The organism is Clostridium sp. (assembly GCF_022482905.1).
Classification (GTDB): Bacteria; Bacillota; Clostridia; order Clostridiales; family Clostridiaceae; genus Clostridium_B.
In genome coordinates this window covers 1-15,928 of record NZ_JAKVOI010000001.1, presented here as the reverse complement: position 1 = coordinate 15,928, position 15,928 = coordinate 1, and the positions used below count along the sequence as shown (strand labels likewise).

Here is a 15,928-nt window from a genome sequence, read left to right as displayed (position 1 = left end):
TGTGACACCTCTCACCGGGCTATTTTCATTTCCAAAAATTAGAAGGTGGGCGGGTCCGGGGATCTCTTCAGCCATTCCAAATATGAACTTCGCTAAATCAAATTTTAGCGAAGTTGTAAATAATCATTCAACCTCTTTCAACCCCAGTCATATCAACGCTTTCAAGCTATTTCTACTTAACAACTCTCATATTTTTAAACTTCTTGAGTTGTTCTTCAAGCTCATTCTCATTTACGTTGTTATTCTCTGTGTCATTATTAAGAGTTTGAACTACAGCCGTTGCATTACCATATATCTGGCTTAACAAGCATTGATTAGCTGCAAGCTTAACTCGTTTGTCAGTGCTGTTGTTAGCTAAATCTTTAATATTATCTATATATGTCCTAACATCCTTCAGTATATAGTTATTACCTTGGTTAGCAATGTCTCGTCTCCGTTGGTCAAGCTCAGCGTTAACTTCATCATTACTCCTCCACGAGTAAATAGTCTGCCTACTCACTCCAATCTTCCTAGCAATATCAGTTATCTTCTCACCTTCAATAAGCATTGTAATCATCTTCTCCTGATCCTTGGTAAGCATTTCTATCCCTCCCTTACACTTAACGTAAATAAGACACCTATATGACTAGATGTCCTTTAAATAATTTCTATGATATTATAATACTCCTTTGTTTGAAATTATAATTAAACTAAAATGAAACTTTTATGAAAGTTTTATTAAACTATACCATGAACATAGATGCAACCAGATTATTAATAGCTCTTCTTTTAATCTCACATACCCACTGTTCAGTTAAATCCAACCGAATAGCAATTTGTTTATTGGATAGCTTTATAAAGTATTTTAATTCAATTACTTCTCTTGACCTATCATCCAATGCATTTAATGCATTATCTATCCTTTTATTCTGCATCTCAGCCTTATGCCTTAATATCTTTAGATGTTCAGGTCTTATATTCTTACTTGTAAATTCATTCTCAACAACACTGCTAAACTTATAAGTAGGTCCACTTTTCTCTTTATATCCTATAGGGAGGCAACCCTGATATTCATATTCCAATTCTTCAATTGCCAAATCTATATTTTGAATTTCTGCTTCAACATTTTTATATCTATAAAGCATAGCTTCAACAATTCTATAATATTTGTCCTTACTTGCCATAAACAATATACCTCCCTGGGATTAAAATTTCTATTCATGTAGCATTTTTCTATCAAAACGTCCTTCGGTAACATTTTTGGTAACACTTTTTTCAGCTTTTTGTTACCTATTCCATCCATTGATATATCTAGCTTTACGCACTTTCGGTAGCAAGGTAACATTTTTTAAAATGATATGCAGTCAACTTTTATATATGAGTGTATGTGTACCCGTGCGTGTACATATATATTTATGTTACTTTGTTACTAACACATATATATAATATATAAAGCCAATAATACCAATGCTTTGAGCAGGTAACATTTTTGGTAACAAATAGGTAACCATTTATGAAATTAGTTACCTTTGTTGAACTTGTCCGGAAACACAACTTTCTGTTCCCCTTTTTCCCATTCATCCTCAAAGATATCCGGCGGGGCTAAAGATTCAAGCCCTAGTTTTTTAATTTTACTAATGTCGTATAAATCAAACCTTATGTTAGCACTTTCTACTTTTATTTGCCTATCTGATGCCTTCAATAGATATCCTGCCATTTTTGCCTGCTTCTTAAAATCCTTTAGCTCCATCAAGGATTGTTTATTCCCAATGTCCTTCATATAGGAAAAGATCTGGTTATACATTTCGCTGGTCCTGATATACAAACTTCCATCTTTTCTCTGTACAGCTTTTTTAACATTATCTTCATATATTCTACCATCTCCTATAATTTGGTCGTATAATGCTAAAATCTTTTCAACTTCCGATAGTGAATCATCCATATCGTCAAGTATCTCATTTCTTATATTGGCGACAACTACATTCTCATAGTTTGTAATTTTCTGTAAACCATATTGATTAATAAGCTCATTTAATATAGCAATTCCAGTGCAAATATTGGCTGCTGTATTGCCTGGCCTGTCTTTAATTCCTTTTATCTCACTAAATTCATTTTCTCTTAATGTTTTATATTCCTCCACTGACATATTTAAGACTATTTCAATTAAGCTCCGCCCAAGCTTATTCAAAATATCTTGATGATTTATGATCCACTCCATAGCTGTGGTTTGCTCTTTTGTCCTTTGGTTTTTCGATAGATAAATAATACATGACCTTTCATTTAGTGCTTTTTCATTATTAATAAATGTTTCTTCACCTGCCAGTATAAGCGGCCTTGTAAGTGCAAGAACTGTATTGCTTTTTAGATTTCTATTACCTCTATCTACTGTGTGTCTGTCATAGCTGTTTCTTAAAATTTCACTTATCATATTTTTCTTATAATCATTCATTTTGCTTGGTTTAAACTCTTCGAAGAGCAATGAATAATTTCCTTCACTTAAAGCTTTTTCCATAGCAAAAGGCGTTGTAAGTGTAATCGACTTGATATCATCCTTCGGGTAATTCAGTATAGCAGCGATAACATTTTCCATTACTGTACTTTTACCGCCGCCACTCTCACCCGCCAGTAACAAGTGATGAAAACTAATATTTAACTCTATGGCCTGAGCTATGGCAAGATTATTAATTATGGTACCTACAACCGAATAGCTTATCCTCTTTGGTGCAAACTCAAATAAATATTTCATAAGTTTCTGGAGTTCTTCTTTCCCTATAGGATCTATATTTACAATTTTAATAGCTGTTCCGCCGTCACTTTTTATTTTGGTATTTACGCCCTTACTGGTTATCATTCCATCTTGAGTTACTAGCTTTATATCATTATTCTCAAATACAAATCTAGTGCCTGAATAAACTTTCGATTTCTCAATGGCAAAATATTTATTTACCCATGCTTTCAGATTCATCAGATCATCAACACGCCCTTTAAATATTAAGTCCATAGATCCTAAAAAGTTCCTGAATGATTTTGGATCATCAAATACAGTGACATAATCTCTTTTTTCAATTATGCCGCCGAAAGATGTTTTTATAGATAGTTTTATACCTTCAACATCTTCGTTTACGTAATGTATGGCCGTGGCATCCACCACATTAAAATTCGTCATATATATTTTTTTCTCTGAGCCGTCCTTGGCGATAGTTTTGTAAATACCTAAAGAGTCTTGCTGCAACTCATATTTATTTTTTAAATCCAGTGACCTATCAAATGCATTTAATAAATCTTTTTTATCATGTCCAGCATCCAGCCAGTCGGTTACATCTTTATTGTCTCCCAGGCTTTTTATACCTGGGAGGTTTATAAATTTAAATGATTTTGCGGAGCCAAACAGTTTTTTATATATGGACCACTTGTATTTTTCTCCTGCTTCTCCAGTGTCTCCACAGATGTATAAATATGCACCTTCATACATTGATAGGTCTTTTACATTTTTAACACTGGTTGCCACGTAATTGCTCCGTTTAAGCACAGAATTGAGATTGTTTACGTCTTTTTCACCCTCGCATATAATTAGTACATTATCATTTTCAATGCCCTGTAATGCGTTATACAGGTTATACGGCAGCTCTTCTGAACCTCTTTTATTAACTACCTTGTCATTTTCTATATGGTAATAAGATAATCTTTTTTTACCTTCGCTATCTTTAAATTTAGCCTTAAAGTATGCAATCTCGCTTTTATCGTTTGTGAAGGGAAATAAACCTATGAGAGTATCTTTCCATCCGAATTTCTTTATCTGCCAGTCTATAAAGCCTTGTACCCTTTCAACCTGCTGTTCCTGCTCACTTTTTTCAACTGTAAGCCCTAAATATTCCCGAGCCTGCTCATATGCCATATTCTTAAATTTCATTATGAAGTCAATACTATCTCCAGATGTTGAACAGCCGAAGCATTTAAACCGTTGTTTATTTGCATCCGGATAAAATTTTACTGCAAGGGAAGGTGTCTTTTCATTGTGGAAGGGGCATTTTATATACCCCTGCCTATTAAAATGTTCTCCTGTTTCTCTTTCTATCAAATTTTTTAAGTCTATATCTTGCAGTTCCACCTTCTCACCTCTTTTCTAAGTACGGATTTTCCTTGACTATAAGCCTTTAATTTTACATTCTTTGCAACAATTTCTGTCTTGGTACATTGGATAATAATGATCTATATAATCACCATTTTTTAATTCTTTTCCGCAATTCGCACAAATGGGCTTGTCAGTCTGCCGTATTTCGCTATACCATATCTTCCAAAAAACATTAGTTATTTTTAACCTGTCCATATAATCCTCTCCTATGATTATTTTGCCGCCTGCTGACTTTCCGGACTTATATCTGTATCCAATTCTTTTTCTTCAATAAAACCTCTATGAACTAAAATGTTTCTTACTCCGTATCTCAATGTGTTATATATTTCACTTGCTATAATCTCTTTGCTGTAAGGCCTTATTATTGTATGAAATTCTCTTTCCAGTGCTTTAAGCCTTGCATATAGCGTATGTGGCTTATATTGTGACCTGTAGTTGCCAGTTCTAATATTTCTATCAAAATTCGGATCTTCTAAGAAGATATAAAATTCTATATCGTGTCTGTTCATATTGGAAAATTCATATTTAAGCCTGTTATAATCGCTTCTAAGTACTTTTGTTAAATATTCTTCTCCAAATAATTCAATTGTCTCTTTTTTTATTTCATCTAAATTAGTTTTTTTGTCTTTTAGATTCATGGCTAATTCGTCAATACAAAATTTTCTCTCTATTATCAATTCATCTGTAAAATAGACATCTCTTGTCTGGCCTTTGAAACTTCCTACAGGTAGATAGCAGCTATAATCACCATAGTCAATTTTTTGGACTTTATATTTCTTTTTATTTTTACTTAGCCAACTTAATATATGAAGGTTTGCCTGTTCTCTGGAATCTACTAAAATTACTATGTTGTTTAATATTTCGCCTATTTCTTTATTAGTAAATTTATAATGCAATATTATCCCTTCTTTCATAAGCCCATTTATATCCTTTATGCTGCTTATATTCGCCCCTGCAACATGCCGCAACGCAACTTTGACTAAAACCATTTCTTTGACATTCCCTAGTACTTGCCCATATTTTTATTAAATTATCGTCAAAATTATATTGAAATACTTTTTTACTAAGCACTCTTTTATTTCGGGCTGCAATATAAGAGTTATCTCTATTTTCCATTCCTCTTGCTATTTTAGTTCCATATGAATTATTGTATTTATAGGTACACCATTCAAGGTTTTCAGCCTTATTATTTTCTTTATTTTCATCTTTGTGATTAACAATAGGCAAATTTAATAAATTTGAAACAAAATAGATTGCTACTAGTCTATGCACTGTAAATGTTCTAGTTTTGTTTTTCTTTTTTAGGGAAACATATATATATCCATTTTCTCCCTTATGAGTTGACAACAATTTACCCTTTTTATTAAACTTAATGCCTCTATTATCAACTATAGCTCTGTTTAGACTTCGTATCCTGCCTTTATTGCTAATTTGATAATATCCTTCATATCCTCTAATATCTTTCCAAATTTCCATATCTGAAAATTTATAATGTATCTGCATCTAATCACCTGCCTTTATATGTTATAATTATATTAGTTAATACCTTGAGAAAGGGCATTACCTTGGAAGACTCGGCAAAGCAACTAAAGGAGGGATGTTTTATGATAATCAATTCATTTAAAAATTTTGTAAAATTAGTTGCATTTGTTGAAATAAGTATCAATTTCGGAATTATTTCTCTAAGCTTTGCCAAGAGCTCTTTCTGAGGGTATTAACTGAAATTTCATTTATCAAAATGGTATGTCTCCGTCGTCCTCAACTTCCACATAATCAGCATCATTATTCTGCTGTGGAGCCGCAGAATAATTATTGTAGCTGCTATTGTTATTTCCTTTATCCTGCATAAACTCAAAATCATTTACAATAACATCACTGCTCCACCTGTTATTACCTTCTTTATCCGTATATTTGTTAATCTGTAGTCTACCTATAACGCCGAATCTATGCCCTTTCTGAACATAATTTGCTATTGCTTCAGCTCTCTTTCCGAAGCACACACAATTTATAAAATCCGCCTCCTGGGGTTTGTCTTTGTTAAACCGTGGCCTATTTACCGCTAATGTGAATTTAACTATTGCCAGCCCACTTCCAGGTGTATAATTTAACTCCGGATCGCGTGTCAATCTACCCACAAGTTGTATATTATTCAATTGTTTCCCTTCTTTCCATATATAAAATGCCTCTAGTGCTGTACATATTAAGGTCTTCTATATGGTACATTCCGCCATATTCTTTTGTAATTTTTATCTTTTCCTTAAAATTTTTATATGGTACAGCCATAATAACCATTGCTATCACCTAAGCTTTAAACGACATCTGTTTCGTGCTCTCGCCCGGTTCAAAATGTGTCTCTAATATATAGCTGGATTCTAAATCTGCCGTGTGAAGCGCAACTCCGGCTTTGCAAATATTCCATGCTTTACTTATACTATTGTAATTCTGGCTTGGCTCATAGCCACCCATATGCCACCTGATTATTATTACTTCCTCTCTGCCTAGTTTTATAAATTGTTGGAGTATAATAACGCTTTTCTCTCCATGCCCGAAAGGTGCTTGGTCATCCACTGCATAGTAAGGAACTTTTACCCATTTACCCTCTTTTTTCATGTTTCGGGAACTCACAGTATAAAAATTGGTTTTGCATATATCATGCAGCAACGCAGTAATTTTCACAGTATCGTCACTCAATCCAAAATCGTACTCAACATTTTTCTTCTTAAATATTTCATAGACATTTAAACTGTGTTCTGCAAGACCGCCTTTATAATTGCCATGGTACCTTGTAGAGGCAGGAGCTTCAAAGAAGTCACTGTCCTCCATATACTTAATTACTCTCTCTATGCCTTTCCTGTTAGTATTTATAAGTAAATCAATTATTTTTGCTTTGATTTCCTCTGGCTTCATATTTTTCCCCTTCCTTATAGGTCCATATAAAATATGGTTTTCTCTAATTTCTTTGTAGATCTACAATAGTCACATTCTTCGCACCGTGTCGGCTGTTCTCTGCCTTGCCAAACGGCTTTCACCCTGTCCATTAATATTTCTGTTTCCAGCAACTTATCCTCTATGAATTCCGTACCTAGAAGTATTACAGCCTTGTCCGGGATTTCTTCTTTGGAAACGGCTATTATGTGGGGCTGAAAGTAATCATCCGCCTTGCGGTTTATACGGTCGATTTCGCAGTATATAGCCATCTGCAATAAGTAATCATAGTGTGTTATAAAGTTCTCGTTACCATTGAATTTGCTGTGTATATTCCTGGTAGTTTTCAAATCCACAATAACCTTTTTCTCTGGATTGTATATATCGAACATGGCTTTCCATGGAACCCCAAACAATTCCGCAGTTTGAATAACTTCCTTCTGACCTTCTCTGGCTTCTTTGACTAGTTCATCATCCTTTAGAGTGGCAATCATGCGGTCTGCAATCTGGAAGGTAGATTTTAGCTGTCCCTTGGTTTTGCCTCTAGAAGAATACATTTCTGGATGCTCGGCTTTAAATTCTTCTAAAGTACCTTCACTCCATGCATGAACATAGCTACCAAGTAGGAGGGCGTCTTTGTTGCTATCTTCCCATTCTCCGTTAAGCTTTGCCATTGTCTTGGCCTCACATTCTTTAAAACTCTTGAATAAGCTGACTGACATATATTCTCTGTCATTTTCTTTGGTGAAGTAATTTTCCTTAGTTACTGGCATTTTCTTCACCTTCTAAAAGTTCTGGATTCTCATAAATATTGCCTATAACCTCACATTTATTAAATCCGCCATAGCATGCTCTGACAGGATGTTGCTCTGACAGATTTTTTGAATCCCAATACCCTTCTTTATTAAAAAATACCTTGGTTGTTGTAAGCGGCGTATTTTCCTTCCCGTAAAATAATTTCAAAATGTCACCCTCGTACACTTCAACGCCGTTTTTGTCTTTCAAGCCTGTGTATTGCATAAGCTCAAAATCTTTAAAGTTATATACAAGTAAATACCCTTCACCAGGTACTTTTACTCCTATTGTTTCATTACTAAAATTGATTTCTTCCACATTCACTATCTTTCCAAGTTTTTTAATATAAGCCCTAAACTTAATCTTTCTCAATGTCTTCACCTACCTCCGAAGTATCTTCCTGAACCTCTGCATCAGCTTCAATGATATTGCTATCATCTTTATCAAAATTTGAAACCTCGTGTTCTTGATTTTCAAACTCAAAATCAGATGTCTCATTGTAGACTTTTTTGGTTTCGACGCTGTCAAAGTCAAGTTCAATTAATTTGCACAGCCTTCGGAGCACTGTCTTTTTGTACATTTCTCCCGGGGTTTTCACCCATGCCGGGCTGTTTTTTGCCTTGGAAAAATTGTTTCGTATACCTTCTATTTCCTGCCTTGTCATGGTTTCATAAAGCATACTGCCATCTTGGAAGAGACATACCGCAAACGCCCCTATAATCTCACCATTATTAAACGGCAACGGTTTGAAGTTGATTGTCTGCCTTCCATCTTCAATGCTTTCTTGAAAATCATCACCCTCGCGGACAATCTTTGCGTATATGTCCTTTATAGGATTGAAACTATATTTCTTAGCTAATTTAATTTCGCCTTTATAGTCAGTCTGAAACTGCAAGCTTCCACTATACGGTATTGCATAACATTCCCTGTTGAAGAAATCCAGCCCCAGAAATGCACCTTTGAGCATTGTCCTTGCTACACTAATCGGCTGACATTGTTCAATTCCCTCGGTGTCCTGTAGAACGGTCATGCAATTCTGTAAAAATCTTGCCTTGTTAAAATCCTTTGGAAGCGCCTCCTGTTTTGTCTCAAGCAATTTATTTAACATTGTGTGGCTTTCATTTAAAACCACCATTTTTTTATCTGCCATATTATCCCTCCTAAATTATTTCTCCAGGCTCTAATTCATTTTCCAATTGTCTTAAATAACTCTGCCTTAATGCAGCTTTTATAGTTGTTACGTCAGGGTTTTGTTTAATTTCAAGTATCTTGAATTTAAAATTCTCCATCTATTTATCCTCTCCCCAAATAGTTTCCAATCTGTCTTCCTTGTCGTTATATGAAATTGCTAAAATATAATAGTCTGAATCATTAGCGTCATAGATTCTATAATCCAGCTTGTTTAATACCTCTAGCAAACTATTAAGAGTGGCAAGCAGTCCCTTGAACGGTGTGTTTATCTCCTTTATAACCTTACTCATCTTCTTCAGCTTTCTCGGTTTTCTCGTTCTTGTTTATAAAAATCAGTGAAAATTCTCCTATTTCTAATAGCCTGTCCTCGATATCCTTTTCTTCAAAATCTTCTATATGACTATCCTTAAATTCGCTATTGCTTAAAAGCTCTCTCGCTATATTTAGAGCAATTGTTCCATTAATTGCTAAGTTAACTTTGTCTCTAAAGTCTCTCTTCATTGTAAAAACATCCTTAGGGAGTATTAAATTTTCCTTTTTAAGTTTTTCTAATTCGTCAGCTTCTTTCTGTAAGTTTGAAAATGTGTCCAGGTCTATAACAACATGATTTTGTTCCATTTTAATTCCTCCATATTTGACTTATTTCCCACTCTATAGTAAAGTGGAATTAGTTAATTTTGTTTTTGGACCCTCTGCAAAGGGTTCTTTTTCTATTCTCAAAACTTAATCGACATTCTCTGCTTGTACTTTTACAAGCATTGGGGCAGTTCTTGTTTTTGTTGCAGTAAATACAGCATATAGGCTCTTTAAGATCTATAGGGCATTTACCAACTGTGCAGTAAATCATCCATCTTCCTCCTTCAAATAACATTTGTTAGAAATATAATTACAGGTACCAAGACAACTATAGTTAACTGATTTTCTATGCTGTCCTCTCTTGTATATCTAATTGCATGGTATATAGCTAGTACAATTACAGCTATCAGACTGTAGACTCCTAAAACTTCAGCTCCTAATTGCGACATATTCTCACTTCCTTTCCTTTAGCTCGTTTGATTCTGCTTCTCGCAGTCCAATAACTAAGTTTGTAAATTTCTGCAATTTGCCTTACTGTATAGCCTTTCTTTCTAAGTTCTAACATTTCTTTGGTTTTCTGCTGTACTTCCCTGTGCGTGCGACGCACGTGAGGTTCACTACTTACACCCATTTTTACAAGTGCTTTTTCACAGGAAATACCCTTTTCCACAGCTAAGATAAGTGCATACCAATTTTCCTTCAACTTCCTTTCCTCCTTCCAATTTCTCTCCTAACAGCATTTATTCTACTTTTAACCTTCTGTCCTTCTCTTTCTTCCTTAATTAAACTAGCTAATAACATATACAGCCTGAATAGCTTTTCCTGCTTCAATCCCTCCTTAAACTCTTTGCTTTGTATTGGCTGCCTGTACCAAAAATCAGTCATTTAATCATCTACCTTTCAAATATCTTCTAATTCATTAACGTAATTTGCCTTAGTTCTCCATATGCTACCGCATTTCAAACATCTTACAGATGAATATTTACTGGGGTGAAATGCTCCCTTAGGACTTTCAAACTCTGAGTAGTTACCATTGCGGACAACAACTCTCCAATTTTTCATTTTCTCTTTTCTGCTACCAGCACATGAGCAACTCCAGCCGCTAGACATTATTTTCACCCCATTCTAGTTCCAAACAATCTTCCAACGGTGCTCCATGCAGATATGCCAGGCAATTCTTAAGGTGCTTAAAATCTTCTGTCCATGCTTCTCCTGCGGTGTTGTCTATACCAACAAACCAACCTTTCTCCAACACGATAAATCTGCCATAAGGCTTCCTGGTTTCGATTATGCTGTCTGCCCGTTCGGGCGTTATAATTTTAATCACTTCCAGTGCCCCTTTCCTTCTCTGTTTCAATGTCTTCTATAGATATCTGGCCGGATAGTACTTGTTTTCTTAAAGCCACTTTTTTCTTGGATGCATTTAACCCTTTGTATTTCTTATTTAACTGAGCTTCTATATTCTCAAGAGCTTTTAAATTTTTAGTTTTATCTACATTCACATATTTAGAAACGCCATCATCCTTATAGTTGAAACATGTCCTTATTCCCTTATCATCCTTATATCTTCGCATTAAACTGTTTGCGGTACGTCTAAGAGCCTGATTTCTAAGTTTACGAATATCAAAGATATAGTGTGGTCTTATAAGCTCCATTACGGCATCTGTTGTTATTTCTCCAAGCTCGTCCATTTGTTCCAATATGGCTTCTCTTGCTTTTTTCTCAAGACTGCTGTAGTTACCCATCTTTTTTTACCCCCTTAAAATAATTTTGGATCGTTATTAAATTCTTGATAGCAAGACTTAACTCTGATAGTTCTATGTCAATAAGTTCTGTCGTATTTGCTATACAACTCCACGCTTTCAGTGAATCATTGCTTGTACTTAAAAGTGCTACTTTAGATATTGCGTCTTCATATTTTTTTGAGTGTTTTATACAATCGCCAAGTTGTTCTTCACTTAGATTATTGAAATCAGTTATTCCGAAAATGTGGGTTTCTTTTGGTTTCCTAAACTTATCAATCAGGACTGCGTTTTCAGGTAATGATTTTTCAAGTTCCTCCTGTTTTTTCCTTTTTTCCTGTTCCTGCTCCTCTTTTTCAAGTTGCTCTTTATAAAGTTTTTCTTGTTCCTCATTTTTCTTTTTGGCTTCTACAGCCGATTTAGTGAGAATATATGCATTATTGATTGTCAAATCTCCAGCCTTTACCTGCTTTTTAATATCCTCCGGAGCTTGATTTTCTATAACCTCAACTTTGTGGATTGTGTCATGACTTACCCCAGCTATTTTTGCAAGTTCTTTTTTAGTATCTATTGCAGGGTTGTCAGATTTCTGACAAGGCCGAGGATTTTTACCGCCAGTTGATGTTTTGAGATTTTCCTTTGCTTTAGCTTCTATTACAGGTTTGAATTTAAGCGCTATTTGAGCAAGTTCATATTTATTAAGATTTCTTCTGTTCTTCTGATTACTCCAAATCCACTCCATAGCTTCCAGCTTGCCCTTGAATTCCATTTCTGTTAGATCAAACGGTATGCCATTTTTAGTGCAAATATCATAACGGTGATGTCCATCTATTAAAATGTTGTTCCATACTACCAATGGAGTAAGGCAGCCATTTTTTATAATGTCTTTTTCAAGCTCTGTTTTCTGTTCCTCTGTTAGTGGTGGCAATAAATTTTTAAATTCAGATTTGATTTTTATATCACTCAATTTTATTTATCTCACTCTCCTTCAATGGCTCCAAATAATAGTACTTTACGCCATCCACAACCTCTAGTTCCAATGTGTAAGAGCTTTTAGACACTACAGTACCTATTTCCGTAAACTTGCTGTACAATGTTACAAAAATCGTGTCTGGCAGGTCTTTTAATTTTGTAACCTCCACTTCTGCAACCCAGTCTTTTTTAAGTTGAAAATCATTTATTGTGACCTTACTGTTATCTGGGAACTGGTACACTTTTGGTACTCCTGGCTTAACATCTTCCAATTTAAATATGTGTTCAATCATTTTGTATCACCCGTCTTTCCCTCTCGTGTAAATACCATTTTGCCAAAGCCAGGTATTGAGATTTCATATGCACCTGTTTTTTCTGCCTCAAGATACATGTGTTCAAATACCGCTTTAACAACTGCGTCCGTTACATCTGTCTGTTTTGTCCAAATTGCAGTACCATCTTTTAGCTTTTTACTAGTTCCCATATATATTTTGTCTGATAAATAAGACGTTCCAAATTCCATTATTTATATTTCACCTCCTATTTTCTAAAAGCTTTTCTGTATTCATCCAATGCCATGTTTTTCAACTTTCTGGCATACACTTCTGCATCTGCATGCGACATACCAAAGCTCTCTGCTATAGTTAAAATGAGTTCGTGCATTGCGTCGTACTGTTCTTGCATCTTAATCACCTACCTTAAAATTGCTTATGTAGGTCTATGCTTCTTTCTGCTTTAAATACCTGGTTTCCGTTATAACCATATCCAGCTTGTTAAAAGTTTCCTCCATTTTCTCGGCCTTTGTCCTCCAGAATTCCAACTCCCTCTGCAATCTTCTCCATTCCAGTGGGGAATGTTTTTCAAGTTTAACTCCGTCAAGTTCGGCTATATACCTTGGTGAAAATCTCATACGGCCAGGCACTCTTTGGCACGGTGTTATGAGTCCATCTTTAATCCACTTTTCTATAGCTTTTTCTGTTACCTGCCAGTGTTCGGCTAGTTGTGGCTTGGTTAAAAGCTGTTCCATTTATCTCAACTCCTTTTCTGGTTTTAAATCCGGAAATACGTCTTCAATGCTGGCTCCTAAAACTTTACATATCCTATTAGCATTATCAAGCTTTGGAACACATTCACCATTTAAAATTGCATAAAATTGAGTTCTGCTCAAACCACTTCTTTCAATTATTTCGCTTGTTGTAATTCCTGAAGCTTTCAAGTTTTGGACTAACACTTTTATGTTGTTGTTCAATATTTTTCAACCTCCTTCCGTTTGACTATGCCTATATTATATGTTTGATTAGTCAAACACTCAATTCTTAATATTGACTATATTGTTTGATAATTCGAACAATATTTATAGTATACTTTAATTTTCTTTAATTTTCTTAGAATTGCTGTTTACTTTATCAAACATTCGTATTATAATATGTAATATAAACCGAACAGAAAGGAAAATATTACAATGAGTAATTTAAGTGAAAATTTAAGAAAATTAAGACAGAAATATAAATTGAGTATTAATAAACTTGCAACTCTTTCGGGTATAAATAAAAGCACAATAAGTGAAATTGAAAATGAAAAAATCTCAAATCCTTCAAGGAATACTCTTGAAAAATTATCTTCTGCTCTAAAAATAAGCGTGGATGATCTATTAGGTAATATTAAAAAAGAAGAAGCTGAAAAGCTTGAATTAAATAAAAGGGATCTTAGAGATATATCTAAAGATGTTGATTCTATTATGGATAAATTGGACAAAGGCGAATCAGGACCATCTTACTATAATGGCATAGAAATGAAGGAAGAGGATAAGGAATTATTTAGGAGTGCAATTGAGCTGGCTTTAAAAACCATAAAGGTAAAAAACAAAGAAACTTATACTCCTAAAAAATACAGGAAATAACAAAAGGGGATGTGTGGGGAAATGCACTCTAGAATAAAAATAATAGTAAGAGCATTAATAAGAAAATACAAAACTAACAATGTATATGAACTTGCCAGATGTTTGGGGGTTGTTTTAAAAATAGTTCCTTTGGGTTCATACTCAGGTGCATATATGTACTTAAATCGTCGCAGAACTATATTTTTAAATTCTTGTTTAAATGACTATGAAAGAATAATTGTATTGGCCCACGAGATAGGACACGCTGTATTGCATAAAAAGACCAATTGCTATTTTATGAAGAGTTATACACTGTTTTTAACTTGCAAGATAGAAAGAGAAGCTAACTTATTCGCCGCAGAATTTTTAATAAAAGATGATGTCTTGAATGATTATGCTGGATATACATTTGATGAAATAGCGCACATAGAAAATGTTTCATCAGATTTATTAAAACTAAAGTTTGATTGGATTTAAGGAGGTGGTACGAATGTAGGTACTATATATTTTTTAATTTGTATGCGAACATATGTTTTATTAAAGGAGGAGGATTATTTATGCAATATAACATTTCTTACAGGAAAAAAGACAATAGCTGGCAGTATATTATATCTTACAAAGATAATAACGGGAGATGGAAACAAAAAAGCAAACAAGGATTTAAAGCAACAGATAAGAAAAAAGTTCCACAGGAAGTTAAGGATGCTGCTGTGGAAGCAGTGGAACAATTAAAAGAAACTATAAAAAATAACATCAACACTGAATATGACAAAATAACTTTTAAAGAATTTATAGACATGTATTTAAAGCATTTAAAATTATATAGAGAGCAAAATACTATACTGCTATATGAAAGTGCTCTTAACTATTTTACTACCTTGTATGACAAGAAATTAACCGAGGTGACGCCACTTGATATCCAAATGTGTGTCGACAAAATGACACAGAATGATTTAAAATACTCTACGATTGATACCTATTTAGCCCGGATAAAAGTAATCTTCAGGGCGGCAGTTGATCCCTATAAAATTATACCTCAATCCCCTGTAAATAACATCAATATAAAGATAAGCAAGAAACCAAGTACTAAAAAGGCTCTAACCAGAGCCGAATTTGAAAAATTAATTTCAAACACCAGGAATCCCAAATATAAGATAATGTTTATTCTTGCCGGGGCTTGTGGGATGCGTGTCGGCGAAATATTAGGATTAACCTGGGATCGTATTGATTTTAAAAAGGGAACTATAAAAATAGACAGACAGTGGAAAAATATAGGGCCACGTAAAACCGGTTTCGGTGAACTTAAAAGTAAAAACTCCTATAGAACAATTCCCATGTCTAAAACAACTATAAAATATCTATTAGATTTTAAAAATTCACACCCTATAAATATAGACAATAGAGTTATAGCCTATAAAGAAATTCAAGGGTTAAGCCAGATGCTAAAGAACTATTTCAAAAAAGTGGGATTTGATCTTACTATACATGAGCTTAGACACACTTATGCTACTCTATTAATTGCAGATGGCACTGACTGGCTAACAGCAGCTAAATTACTTGGCCATGATGTAGAACAAACCATGCATACCTATTCCCATGTTACAAAAGATATGATGCATAAGGCTCAAAATATTATAAACAATATTTTTTGACGAATTTTTGACGAATAGCATTTCTATTACGCTCAAGCCTTGATACTACAAGGGTTTTAAATTTTTATACTATTTTCTCTTGCAT

At 34.2% G+C, this 15,928-nt stretch carries 30 protein-coding genes; 3 read left to right on the top strand and 27 right to left on the bottom strand.

The annotated features are described in order from the left end of the window. Positions 1–172: 172 nt before the first annotated feature. The 27 genes from LKE46_RS00150 to LKE46_RS00020 form a co-directional block, all read right to left on the bottom strand. Positions 173–580 (bottom strand): helix-turn-helix domain-containing protein, encoded by a 408-nt coding sequence (locus LKE46_RS00150; protein WP_291717295.1) that lies wholly within the window; start codon positions 578–580, stop codon positions 173–175. 142 nt (positions 581–722) lie between these two features. Next, positions 723–1,163, bottom strand: a complete 441-nt coding sequence (locus tag LKE46_RS00145) for a sigma-70 family RNA polymerase sigma factor (RefSeq protein ID WP_291717293.1) — start codon at positions 1,161–1,163, stop codon at positions 723–725. A 335-nt stretch (positions 1,164–1,498) separates the two neighbouring features. Then, entirely contained in the window at positions 1,499–4,087 is a 2,589-nt protein-coding gene (locus LKE46_RS00140; protein WP_291717291.1) for a CHC2 zinc finger domain-containing protein, read from the bottom strand. Between the two features lie 236 nt (positions 4,088–4,323). Beyond that, positions 4,324–5,025, bottom strand: coding sequence for an ERCC4 domain-containing protein (locus LKE46_RS00135; RefSeq protein WP_291717289.1), 702 nt, complete (start codon positions 5,023–5,025; stop codon positions 4,324–4,326). Beyond that, positions 4,997–5,614: an NUMOD4 domain-containing protein gene (locus tag LKE46_RS00130; RefSeq protein ID WP_291717287.1), complete on the bottom strand. Its 618-nt coding sequence runs from the start codon at positions 5,612–5,614 to the stop codon at positions 4,997–4,999. The genes LKE46_RS00135 and LKE46_RS00130 overlap by 29 nt, the downstream gene beginning before the upstream one ends. 230 nt (positions 5,615–5,844) lie before the next feature. Continuing rightward, positions 5,845–6,264, bottom strand: coding sequence for a single-stranded DNA-binding protein (locus LKE46_RS00125; RefSeq protein WP_291717285.1), 420 nt, complete (start codon positions 6,262–6,264; stop codon positions 5,845–5,847). Continuing rightward, the gene (locus LKE46_RS00120) at positions 6,257–6,403 is read right to left on the bottom strand and encodes a flavoprotein (RefSeq protein ID WP_291725482.1); all 147 of its coding nucleotides are present in this window, start codon (positions 6,401–6,403) and stop codon (positions 6,257–6,259) included. The genes LKE46_RS00125 and LKE46_RS00120 overlap by 8 nt, the downstream gene beginning before the upstream one ends. A gap of 9 nt (positions 6,404–6,412) precedes the next feature. Continuing rightward, positions 6,413–7,018, bottom strand: a complete 606-nt coding sequence (locus tag LKE46_RS00115; RefSeq protein ID WP_291717283.1) for an HD domain-containing protein — start codon at positions 7,016–7,018, stop codon at positions 6,413–6,415. Positions 7,019–7,032: 14 nt separating this feature from the next. Further along, positions 7,033–7,809 (bottom strand): PD-(D/E)XK nuclease-like domain-containing protein, encoded by a 777-nt coding sequence (locus LKE46_RS00110; RefSeq protein WP_291717282.1) that lies wholly within the window; start codon positions 7,807–7,809, stop codon positions 7,033–7,035. Further along, on the bottom strand, positions 7,796–8,212 hold the full coding sequence (locus LKE46_RS00105; RefSeq protein WP_291717280.1) for a YopX family protein: 417 nt from the start codon (positions 8,210–8,212) through the stop codon (positions 7,796–7,798). The genes LKE46_RS00110 and LKE46_RS00105 overlap by 14 nt, the downstream gene beginning before the upstream one ends. Beyond that, entirely contained in the window at positions 8,190–8,981 is a 792-nt protein-coding gene (locus tag LKE46_RS00100; protein ID WP_291717278.1) for a recombinase RecT, read from the bottom strand. Before LKE46_RS00100 ends, LKE46_RS00105 begins: the two co-directional genes overlap by 23 nt. A gap of 10 nt (positions 8,982–8,991) precedes the next feature. Then, the gene (locus tag LKE46_RS00095) at positions 8,992–9,120 is read right to left on the bottom strand and encodes a hypothetical protein (RefSeq protein WP_291717276.1); all 129 of its coding nucleotides are present in this window, start codon (positions 9,118–9,120) and stop codon (positions 8,992–8,994) included. Next, complete coding sequence (locus LKE46_RS00090; protein WP_291717274.1) at positions 9,121–9,312, bottom strand: hypothetical protein; 192 nt, start codon at positions 9,310–9,312, stop codon at positions 9,121–9,123. It abuts the gene before it with no gap. Further along, entirely contained in the window at positions 9,305–9,640 is a 336-nt protein-coding gene (locus LKE46_RS00085) for a hypothetical protein (protein ID WP_291717272.1), read from the bottom strand. Before LKE46_RS00085 ends, LKE46_RS00090 begins: the two co-directional genes overlap by 8 nt. Positions 9,641–9,689: 49 nt before the next feature. Beyond that, complete coding sequence (locus LKE46_RS00080) at positions 9,690–9,869, bottom strand: hypothetical protein (RefSeq protein ID WP_291717270.1); 180 nt, start codon at positions 9,867–9,869, stop codon at positions 9,690–9,692. A 13-nt stretch (positions 9,870–9,882) separates the two neighbouring features. Beyond that, positions 9,883–10,047, bottom strand: a complete 165-nt coding sequence (locus LKE46_RS00075; RefSeq protein WP_291717268.1) for a hypothetical protein — start codon at positions 10,045–10,047, stop codon at positions 9,883–9,885. Further along, positions 10,035–10,301: a hypothetical protein gene (locus LKE46_RS00070; RefSeq protein WP_291717266.1), complete on the bottom strand. Its 267-nt coding sequence runs from the start codon at positions 10,299–10,301 to the stop codon at positions 10,035–10,037. The genes LKE46_RS00075 and LKE46_RS00070 overlap by 13 nt, the downstream gene beginning before the upstream one ends. Next, positions 10,298–10,483: a hypothetical protein gene (locus LKE46_RS00065; protein ID WP_291717264.1), complete on the bottom strand. Its 186-nt coding sequence runs from the start codon at positions 10,481–10,483 to the stop codon at positions 10,298–10,300. The genes LKE46_RS00070 and LKE46_RS00065 overlap by 4 nt, the downstream gene beginning before the upstream one ends. Before the next feature lie 15 nt (positions 10,484–10,498). Next, positions 10,499–10,660 (bottom strand): hypothetical protein, encoded by a 162-nt coding sequence (locus tag LKE46_RS00060; RefSeq protein ID WP_291717262.1) that lies wholly within the window; start codon positions 10,658–10,660, stop codon positions 10,499–10,501. Between the two features lie 40 nt (positions 10,661–10,700). After that, positions 10,701–10,955 (bottom strand): hypothetical protein, encoded by a 255-nt coding sequence (locus LKE46_RS00055; RefSeq protein WP_291717260.1) that lies wholly within the window; start codon positions 10,953–10,955, stop codon positions 10,701–10,703. Next, entirely contained in the window at positions 10,918–11,343 is a 426-nt protein-coding gene (locus tag LKE46_RS00050) for a hypothetical protein (RefSeq protein WP_291717258.1), read from the bottom strand. The genes LKE46_RS00055 and LKE46_RS00050 overlap by 38 nt, the downstream gene beginning before the upstream one ends. After that, entirely contained in the window at positions 11,336–12,307 is a 972-nt protein-coding gene (locus LKE46_RS00045; RefSeq protein ID WP_291717256.1) for a hypothetical protein, read from the bottom strand. Before LKE46_RS00045 ends, LKE46_RS00050 begins: the two co-directional genes overlap by 8 nt. Next, the gene (locus LKE46_RS00040) at positions 12,300–12,605 is read right to left on the bottom strand and encodes a hypothetical protein (RefSeq protein WP_291717254.1); all 306 of its coding nucleotides are present in this window, start codon (positions 12,603–12,605) and stop codon (positions 12,300–12,302) included. Before LKE46_RS00040 ends, LKE46_RS00045 begins: the two co-directional genes overlap by 8 nt. After that, positions 12,602–12,835 carry a DUF7446 family protein gene (locus LKE46_RS00035; protein WP_291717253.1) on the bottom strand — a complete coding sequence of 78 codons (234 nt, stop codon included), beginning with the start codon at positions 12,833–12,835 and terminating at the stop codon, positions 12,602–12,604. The genes LKE46_RS00040 and LKE46_RS00035 overlap by 4 nt, the downstream gene beginning before the upstream one ends. A gap of 17 nt (positions 12,836–12,852) precedes the next feature. Then, a complete protein-coding gene (locus tag LKE46_RS00030) occupies positions 12,853–12,996 on the bottom strand; it encodes a hypothetical protein (protein ID WP_291717250.1) in 144 nt (47 codons plus the stop codon). 34 nt (positions 12,997–13,030) lie between these two features. Continuing rightward, complete coding sequence (locus LKE46_RS00025; RefSeq protein ID WP_291717248.1) at positions 13,031–13,339, bottom strand: histidine kinase; 309 nt, start codon at positions 13,337–13,339, stop codon at positions 13,031–13,033. Further along, the gene (locus LKE46_RS00020; RefSeq protein ID WP_291717246.1) at positions 13,340–13,561 is read right to left on the bottom strand and encodes a helix-turn-helix transcriptional regulator; all 222 of its coding nucleotides are present in this window, start codon (positions 13,559–13,561) and stop codon (positions 13,340–13,342) included. 213 nt (positions 13,562–13,774) lie between these two features. Here LKE46_RS00020 and LKE46_RS00015 point away from each other — a divergent pair, with 213 nt between their 5' ends. The 3 genes from LKE46_RS00015 (at position 13,775) to LKE46_RS00005 (ending at position 15,843) form a co-directional block, all read left to right on the top strand. After that, a complete protein-coding gene (locus LKE46_RS00015) occupies positions 13,775–14,212 on the top strand; it encodes a helix-turn-helix domain-containing protein (protein WP_291717244.1) in 438 nt (145 codons plus the stop codon). Between the two features lie 21 nt (positions 14,213–14,233). After that, the gene (locus LKE46_RS00010; RefSeq protein ID WP_291717242.1) at positions 14,234–14,668 is read left to right on the top strand and encodes an ImmA/IrrE family metallo-endopeptidase; all 435 of its coding nucleotides are present in this window, start codon (positions 14,234–14,236) and stop codon (positions 14,666–14,668) included. Between the two features lie 80 nt (positions 14,669–14,748). Next, on the top strand, positions 14,749–15,843 hold the full coding sequence (locus tag LKE46_RS00005; RefSeq protein WP_291717241.1) for a tyrosine-type recombinase/integrase: 1,095 nt from the start codon (positions 14,749–14,751) through the stop codon (positions 15,841–15,843). Positions 15,844–15,928 lie beyond the last annotated feature (85 nt).